This window comes from Metapseudomonas resinovorans, assembly GCF_002003485.1.
Taxonomy (GTDB): Bacteria; Pseudomonadota; Gammaproteobacteria; order Pseudomonadales; family Pseudomonadaceae; genus Metapseudomonas; species Metapseudomonas resinovorans_D.
Map to the genome: position 1 here is coordinate 1 of NZ_BDMA01000079.1, position 6,260 is coordinate 6,260.

Here is a 6,260-nt window from a genome sequence, read left to right on the forward strand (position 1 = left end):
ATCAAGCGCATGGCCTACGGCTATCGGGACAGCGACTTCTTTTTCATGAAAATCAAAGCCGCCTTCCCCGGTAATCCGTGAAGAACCAAAAGAAAGGGCCGCGTTGGCGGCCCTTTCTGGTCAACCTGGGACCTCACACCTGCGATTGCAAGTAATTCTCCAGGCCGATGCGGTCGATCATGCCGAGCTGCTGTTCCAGCCAGTAGGCGTGGTCTTCCTCGGTGTCCTTGAGCTGGGCGGCGAGGATGTCGCGGCTCATGTAGTCCTTGTGCTTCTCGCACAGGGTGATGCCCTTGCTCAGCGCGGCACGGACTTCGTACTCCAGCTTGAGGTCGGCGCGCAGCATGTCCGGCACAGTGCTACCGGGATGGATGGTACGCGGGCGCATGTCCGGGGTGGCTTCGAGGAAGAGGATGCGCTGCAGCAGGGCGTCGGCGTGCTGGGTCTCTTCTTCCATCTCATGGTTGATGCGCTCGAAAAGCTTGTTGAAGCCCCAGTCCTGGTACATCCGCGAATGCAGGAAGTACTGATCGCGGGCAGCCAGCTCGCCGCGCAACAGGTCCTTGAGGTAATCAACCACTTCGGCTTGGCCTTGCATCTGCACATCTCCTGAAAAAACCAATGAGCAAGGATCGTGCTCCGGCCCTGTCAGGTCAAGTGATGCTCAGCCGCGCATCCACGGCGGCTCAGGCTCTTCGCGTACTTGCGGCGCGTCCTGCTCGGCAAGCGCCGCCTGGCGCCGGGCTTCATCGGCCAGGGCCGCCTTGATCTCGCGCATCACGGCATCCAGATCGGCGGCGTCTTCGGGCTCGTCGAACTGACCGGTGAGCGGGGATTCCGGGGTCAGCTTGCCTTCCTCGAAGAGCGCCCACATTTCCTTGGCATAGCGGGTGAACTTCAACTCGGGGGCGAACTGGCCGAAATACTCGGACATGTTGCCGACATCACGCTCCAACATACGGAAGGCGTGGTTGTTGCCGGCGGCATCCACGGCCTGGGGCAGGTCGATAATCACCGGACCGTAGGGGTCGAGCAGCACGTTGAACTCGGACAGGTCGCCATGGACCAGTCCGGCGCAGAGCATCTTGACGATCTCGCCAATCATGAAGCCGTGGAACTCGCGCGCGTCTTCAGGCGTCAGGTCGACATCGTTCAGGCGCGGCGCGGCATCGCCTTCACCGTCACTGACCAGCTCCATGAGCAGTACGCCATCGAGGAAGTCGTAGGGCTTGGGCACCCGCACGCCGGCGTTGGCCAGGCGGAACAGCGCGGCCACCTCGGCGTTCTGCCAGGTTTCCTCGCGTTCGCGGCGGCCGTATTTCGAGCCCTTGGCCATGGCCCGGGCATCGCGGCTGTTACGCACCTTGCGGCCTTCCTGGTACTCGGCGGCCTGGCGGAAACCGCGCTTGTTGGCCTCCTTGTAGACCTTGGCGCAACGCAGCTCGCTGCCGCAGCGCACCACGTACACGGAGGCTTCCTTGCCGCTCATGAGCGGGCGCAGGACTTCATCGATCAGGCCATCTTCCAGCAATGGCTCAAGGCGTTTCGGGGTCTTCATGCAGGTGCAGCGCGTGCCTTCAAGGGGACGGAGAGGATGGGCCGACGTTATACGGCATGCGGGCAGCGGCGGCTATCCACGACGCAAAAGACCGCGACGAAGGGCTTCGATGGCATAGCGCACCTTGGCCGGCAGCGCATCGCGGCGCGGGGTGACGATGTACAGGCCGACGGGCCTCGGCTGCCACTCGGTCAGCAAGGCCAGCAGTCGCCCGCTGGCCAGTTCCTCGCGGACTTCCGGCTCGGGTTGCAGCGAAATACCCAGCCCCGCCAGGGTGAAGCTGCGCACTGCGAGGATGTTGTTGCATGCGACGCGCGGTTCCAGGCGCAGCCGCTGCTGCTCGCCAGCGGGCCCGGTGAAGGTCACCTGGTGCTGCTGGCGCTCGCCATTGAGGCTGATCCAGTCCAGCTCCAGCAGCCGCTCAGGCCGCTGGATCGGACCGCTCCGGGCCAGGTAGGCCGGGGCGCAACAGAGCACCGCCGGCCAGTCGGCGAGATGCCGGGCCACCAGGCTGGAATCTTCCTGAGGACCGACGCGGATGGCGAGATCGATGCGCTGTTCCACCAGGTCGATCTGCTCGTCATGGAAGAACAATTGCAGGCTGATACCCGGATGGGCTTCCAGCAGTGGCGCCAGCGCCTCGGTCAACATGCCGGTGGAGAAACCCACCGGCGCGGCGATGCGCAGCTCGCCCACCGGCGCATCGCGCAGCTCCGCCAGGCGCTGCTCGGCCTGCTGCGCCAGCTCCAACACCTGGGCGCAGCTCTTGTAGAACACCGCGCCGGCCTCGGTCAGGGTCAGCTTGCGCGTGGTGCGATGCAGCAGGCTGACCTGGGTTTCCTCTTCCAGCTTGCGAATCTGTTGGCTGACCGCCGAGGCCGTCATGCCCAGCACTTCGGCCGCACCCACCATGCTGCCGCGTTCGACCACGGTGGCGAACACCGCCATGCGCTTGAGCTGCTCCATTCGTAAGCCCTGCTTAATTGTGAAAGCACCTTTCGGTACTTTTTCCATCGATTATCCAGCAGCGATTATGCGCCACCTCGCAACCCTGCATGGAGATGCACATGAAAATCGCCCTGATCGGTGCCACCGGTTTCGTCGGCTCCGCCGTCCTCAGCGAAGCCCTGCAGCGCGGCCATGAAGTGACCGCCATCGTCCGCCACCCGGAAAAGCTCCCACAGCACGCCCACCTCGACGCGGTGAAAGGCGACGCCTATGACGCGGCCAACATTGCGCAGGCCGTCGCTCACCACGACGCAGTGGTGCACGCCTTCAACCCCGGCTGGGGCGAGGTGAAGATTCGCGAGCTGTTCATCGAAGGCACCCAGTCCATATTCGCCGGTGTCCGCCAGGCCGGCCTGAAGCGCCTGTTGGTAGTCGGCGGTGCCGGCAGCCTCTATGTCGCGCCCAACCTCCAACTGATCGATACCCCGGAATTCCCCGCCGAGTACAAGGAAGGCGCGGAAGGCGCGCGCCAGGCACTCAACCTGATCCGCGAAGCTCACGATCTGGACTGGACCTTCATTTCCCCGCCTGCCCTGCTGGAGCCGGGCGAGCGCACCGGTCGCTTCCGTGTCGGCGGCGACCAGTTGCTGATGAGCGGCGACCATCCGGCGCGCATCTCGGTGGCTGACCTCGCCGTCGCCATCGTCGACGAACTGGAGCAACCCCAACACATCCGCCAACGTTTCACCGTTGGCTACTGAGGAACCTGCCCATGACCCTGACCGCATCCGCCCACGTCGCCACCGCCACCCCGGCGCGCTACATCACCCGCCTGTGCAAGCACTTCGCCCACCGCGTGCCGGTGAGCCATGACGACCAGCAGGGCCGCATCGAATTTGACCTGGGCCTCGGCTTGCTGCGCGCCGAAGGCGATGGTCTGACCCTGGCCGTGGAAAGCGAATCCAGCGAAGGCCTGGAGCGTCTGAAGGACATCGTCGGCAGCCATTTCGTGCGCGTGGCCTGGCAGGAGGAGCTGACGCTGGAGTGGAGCTGATCTCGGGGGCACGATCTGTAGGGGCGAATTCATTCGCCAAGCAGGCCGAAGGGCTGCCCATCGGTTTCCATGGGGGCAGCTGCGCTGCCCTTGGCGAATGAATTCGCCCCTACAAAATCCAATTCCTCACCTGCATTTACCGAAACAACTCACCCGGGGTCACGCCGAACAACCCCTTGAATGCAGCAATGAAGGCCGACGGTGATTCGTAACCGCTGGCCAGGGCCACCTCGGTGACGCTGGCGCCGCCCTCCAGGGGCTGCAAGGCGGCCAACAGACGCAGGCGCTGGCGCCACTGCCGGAAACTCAGCCCGGTCTCGCGCTGGAAGGCGCGGGTCAGGGTCTTTTCTGATGTATTCAGCCGCAGCGCCCAATCCCCCAGGCTGTGGGCAAGATCGGGCTGGGCGACCAGTTCGCTGCACAGCCGCAAGAGGCGCGCCTCGGCCGGCATCGGCAGGGAAAACCCCGCCTCGGGCAGCGCCTGGAGCTGGTCCAGCAGCACCGCCACCAACCGCGCCTCCGCACTCTCGCCCTCGGGATACTCCACCGGCAGTTCACAGAAGGACTTGATCAGCTCCCGCGCCAGCGGCGTCACTTCCAGCACCCGACAGCGCTCCGGTGCCCAGGCACTGGCGTCGCGGCGCACATAAAGGCTGCGCATTTCGGCGTTCATCGAGCTCACCACCTCATGCTCCAGCCCAGCCGGCACCCAGATTGCCCAGTGCGGCGGTGCGTAGAAACTGCCAGCCGCGGTGTGCACGCCCAGCACGCCGCTGATGGCGTAGGAGAGCTGCACCCAGTCGTGGCTGTGACGGGCCGTCCAGGAGCCCGCGCGCAGGCTTTCCGCGCGGGCGTACAGCGGCCGCGGCAAGTGTTCGAGCCGAGGAATCTGGCGTTGCAGGTCATGTTGTCCGTTTGGCGACATCTGTTGATCTCATGTCGTTAGACGGCCGGATTCTGCGCCCGCTAGTCTCCGGCCTCAAGTTCGCGCGAATCTGGAGGCTCCATGTCGGCACTCAAACCCCTGAAACGCCTGGTCACCGACTGGTTCCTCGGCGGCATGCTGCTGGCGGTCGCCCTGGCCTGGCTGTTCCCCAACGTCGGCAAGCATGGCGGCACCCTGCATGCCGGTAGCCTGATCAATGCTGGGGTCTTCCTGGTGTTCTTCCTCCATGGCATCAACCTCTCCACCGAGCAGATCAGGAAGGGCCTGGGCAACTGGCGCCTGCATGTGATGGTGCAGGTCTTCACCTTCGCCATCTTCCCGCTGTTCTGGCTCGCCGCGAACAAGCTGTTGGGGGGCCAGGTACCGCCTGCGCTGATGCTTGGATTCTTCTACCTCTGCGCCCTGCCCTCGACCATTTCCTCGTCCGTGGCACTCACCGGCAGCGCAGGGGGGAATGTCCCGGCGGCCATCCTCAATGCCAGCCTGTCGAGCCTGCTGGGAGTGTTCCTGACGCCCTGGCTGATCAGCCTGGTGGCCGACGCCAACGGCGGCATCGACCTGGGCAAGACCCTGCTGGATCTCAGCCTGCTCCTGCTCCTGCCGCTGCTACTGGGACAGATACTGCGCCCGCTGTGGGGCAAGTTCTTCGCCCGCTACAAACGCTACACCGGCATCTTCGACAAGCTGGTGATCCTGCTGTTGGTGTTCGCGTCCTTCAGCGATTCGGTGGCCGGTGGCGTGTGGCAGCAGCAAGGCCCGGAAACCCTGGTCGTAGCATTTGTCGGCTGCGTCCTGCTGTTGGCCCTGATGCTTTGGCTCACCACCCGCTCGGCGCGCAGCCTGGGTTTCAGCCATGAAGACGAGATTGCCGCCGTGTTCTGCGCCACCAAGAAATCCCTCGCGGCGGGCGCGCCCATGGCCGCCATCATCTTCGGCGCCAGCCCTGCCCTCGGTCTGATCCTGCTGCCGATCATGCTCTACCACCAGATGCAGCTGATCGTCTGCGCCGTCATGGCCGAGCGTTATTCGCTGCGTGGACAGGCCATGGCCGCCGCCGCAGCCTGATCGGCCGCCCCTCACCCCGCCGGGGGTGAGGGTTGCCCCACTCCTGAGTCCCAATCCCCAGTCCCGGCGCGGCAAAGCGCCTCGCCTCCCCTGCAAGCGCCCGCCCAGAGCGGTGCAGCGCTTGTGGCACAGCCATTGCTCTGCACCTGTTGCAACGGTGATACACCCAGCTCCAGGCCCGGACGGCAACAAGCGTCCAAACGCAATCGTGCAATAGGGAGGTTGTTTGGAAATGACTGACCCCAGGCTGCTGTGCGAACACGAACCAAGCGTTACCGAGTTGCTGTACCCCGAAGAGGCCATCTTCAAGAGCAGTCTGCCGGCCGCGGCCGACCGTAGGGAGATACCCGAGACTCCCTGGATCGAGTACGTCGCCGGTCAGTGGGTGGTGCTCAAGCGCCGCCGCGATGTGCCGCAGGAAAGACGCGGCTTTCACGTCATGCGCAAGCACATCGAAAAGCTACTCGACCAGGGCTGGAGCATCACCGGCCGCGATCCGGTGCGCCTTGAGCGCCATCAGCAGGTGAAGATCGTCAAGGACGGCGTATTGATCGATGGCTGAAAACCGTCCCACCCGCCCGACAAAAAAAAGGTTCTCCACGGATTACCGGGGAAGGCGGCTTTGATTTTCATGAAAAAGAAGTCGCTGTCCCGATAGCCGTAGGCCATGCGCTTGATCACCTTGATGC

The 6,260-nt window shown here is 64.3% G+C and carries 8 protein-coding genes; 4 read left to right on the forward strand and 4 right to left on the reverse strand.

All coding sequences use genetic code 11. The features are described 5' to 3' along the window. Positions 1–133: 133 nt before the first annotated feature. The 3 genes from bfr to MnOB_RS21880 all read right to left on the reverse strand — a co-directional run bounded on the left by bfr (position 134) and on the right by MnOB_RS21880 (position 2,524). The gene (gene bfr, locus MnOB_RS21870; protein ID WP_077526329.1) at positions 134–598 is read right to left on the reverse strand and encodes a bacterioferritin; all 465 of its coding nucleotides are present in this window, start codon (positions 596–598) and stop codon (positions 134–136) included. Between the two features lie 66 nt (positions 599–664). After that, positions 665–1,558 carry a PA4780 family RIO1-like protein kinase gene (locus MnOB_RS21875; protein ID WP_077526330.1) on the reverse strand — a complete coding sequence of 298 codons (894 nt, stop codon included), beginning with the start codon at positions 1,556–1,558 and terminating at the stop codon, positions 665–667. Positions 1,559–1,630: 72 nt separating this feature from the next. Continuing rightward, positions 1,631–2,524: a LysR family transcriptional regulator gene (locus MnOB_RS21880; protein WP_077526331.1), complete on the reverse strand. Its 894-nt coding sequence runs from the start codon at positions 2,522–2,524 to the stop codon at positions 1,631–1,633. Positions 2,525–2,625: 101 nt separating this feature from the next. Between MnOB_RS21880 and MnOB_RS21885 the strand changes: the two genes are divergently transcribed. Then, positions 2,626–3,267 (forward strand): NAD(P)-dependent oxidoreductase, encoded by a 642-nt coding sequence (locus MnOB_RS21885; protein ID WP_077526332.1) that lies wholly within the window; start codon positions 2,626–2,628, stop codon positions 3,265–3,267. Positions 3,268–3,278: 11 nt separating this feature from the next. Beyond that, a complete protein-coding gene (locus tag MnOB_RS21890) occupies positions 3,279–3,560 on the forward strand; it encodes a DUF2218 domain-containing protein (protein ID WP_077526333.1) in 282 nt (93 codons plus the stop codon). Positions 3,561–3,696: 136 nt separating this feature from the next. On the opposite strand, the gene MnOB_RS21895 is transcribed toward MnOB_RS21890, so the two are convergent. Next, positions 3,697–4,485 (reverse strand): AraC family transcriptional regulator, encoded by a 789-nt coding sequence (locus MnOB_RS21895; RefSeq protein WP_077526334.1) that lies wholly within the window; start codon positions 4,483–4,485, stop codon positions 3,697–3,699. Positions 4,486–4,566: 81 nt separating this feature from the next. On the opposite strand from MnOB_RS21895, the gene MnOB_RS21900 reads away from it, so the two are divergent. After that, complete coding sequence (locus MnOB_RS21900; protein ID WP_077526335.1) at positions 4,567–5,571, forward strand: bile acid:sodium symporter family protein; 1,005 nt, start codon at positions 4,567–4,569, stop codon at positions 5,569–5,571. 232 nt (positions 5,572–5,803) lie between these two features. Next, positions 5,804–6,133, forward strand: a complete 330-nt coding sequence (locus MnOB_RS21905; RefSeq protein WP_077526336.1) for a hypothetical protein — start codon at positions 5,804–5,806, stop codon at positions 6,131–6,133. Positions 6,134–6,260 lie beyond the last annotated feature (127 nt).

Coding starts and splice junctions, on each gene's coding strand:
- bfr (WP_077526329.1), bottom strand. CDS start 598: ATGCAAGGCCAAGCCGAAGTGGTTGATTACCTCAAGGACCTGTTGCGC.
- MnOB_RS21875 (WP_077526330.1), bottom strand. CDS start 1,558: ATGAAGACCCCGAAACGCCTTGAGCCATTGCTGGAAGATGGCCTGATC.
- MnOB_RS21880 (WP_077526331.1), bottom strand. CDS start 2,524: ATGGAGCAGCTCAAGCGCATGGCGGTGTTCGCCACCGTGGTCGAACGC.
- MnOB_RS21885 (WP_077526332.1), top strand. CDS start 2,626: ATGAAAATCGCCCTGATCGGTGCCACCGGTTTCGTCGGCTCCGCCGTC.
- MnOB_RS21890 (WP_077526333.1), top strand. CDS start 3,279: ATGACCCTGACCGCATCCGCCCACGTCGCCACCGCCACCCCGGCGCGC.
- MnOB_RS21895 (WP_077526334.1), bottom strand. CDS start 4,485: ATGTCGCCAAACGGACAACATGACCTGCAACGCCAGATTCCTCGGCTC.
- MnOB_RS21900 (WP_077526335.1), top strand. CDS start 4,567: ATGTCGGCACTCAAACCCCTGAAACGCCTGGTCACCGACTGGTTCCTC.
- MnOB_RS21905 (WP_077526336.1), top strand. CDS start 5,804: ATGACTGACCCCAGGCTGCTGTGCGAACACGAACCAAGCGTTACCGAG.